The 1,044-nt window shown below is 64.6% G+C and carries 1 protein-coding gene; it reads left to right on the plus strand.

The genetic code is table 11. From position 1 onward, the window contains the following. Positions 1–1,026, plus strand: a 1,026-nt coding sequence (locus tag EN964_RS35470) for an iron ABC transporter permease (RefSeq protein WP_164776457.1), incomplete at its 5' end; no start/stop codon positions are given. Positions 1,027–1,044: the final 18 nt, after the last annotated feature.

Raw genomic sequence — 1,044 nt, forward strand, 5'->3', positions numbered from 1 at the left:
ATTCCCGCCAACTATCTCGTGCTGCCGACGCTGATCTATCAGAAGCTGGCCGGCGGCGGCCCTGCCGTGCTCGGCGAAACCGCGTTCCTGTCGGTGCTGATCGGCATCATCGCCATGGCGGGCATCCTTGCCCAGGAGATCATGAGCCGCCGCCGCGACTATCGCATCAGCTCCACGTCGCTTTCGGCTGAGCCATACGAACTCGGCCGCTGGCGGCCTACGGTCCAGGCCGGCATGTGGCTGCTGATCATCGTGGTGCTGTTCCTGCCGCTGTTCGGGCTGGTTCTGACATCGCTGGTGCCGGGCTACGGCATCGCGCTCACCGCCAAGACGGCGACGCTCGACAATTATCGCTTCGTGCTGTTCGAGCATGACGCGGCCGGCCGCGCCTTCTTCAACAGCTTCTGGCTGTCGATCGCGGCGGCCTTCTTCGCGGTCCTGGTTGCCGTGCCGATCGGCTATCTGATCGCCTGGGGCAAGCAGCGCTGGGTGCGGCTGCTCAATCTGTCGGTGGAACTGCCCTATGCACTGCCCGGTGTGGTGCTGGCCATCGCCTCGCTGCTCATGTTCCTGCGGCCGATCCCGCTGACCGGCATCCAGCTCTACAACACCGTCTGGATCATCCTCTACGCCTATCTCGCCCGTTTCCTGGTGCTGGCGCTGCGGCCAACCATCAGCGGCTATCACCAGATCGACCGGGCGCTGGAGGAGGCTGCGCAAGTGGCAGGCGCCGGGCTGTTCACGCGCATGCGCACGATCATCTTTCCCTTGGTGGCACCGGCGGCGATCGCCGGCGGCCTGCTGATCTTCATGACGGCGCTGAGCGAACTCACCGTTTCGGCGCTGCTGTGGTCGTCGGGCTCGGAAACCATCGGCGTGGTGATGTTCTCCTTCGAGCAGGGCGGCGATTCCAACTATGCGGCGGCGATGTCCGTCATCACCGTGGCGGTCACCTTCGTGCTGATGCTGGTCACCAATCTGCTTGCCCCCTACCTTCCGACCGGAGTGCTGCCATGGCGCGATTGAGCCTGGACAATGTGACCA

Source organism: Mesorhizobium sp. M7A.F.Ca.CA.001.10.2.1 (genome assembly GCF_003998575.1).
Taxonomy (GTDB): Bacteria; Pseudomonadota; Alphaproteobacteria; order Rhizobiales; family Rhizobiaceae; genus Mesorhizobium.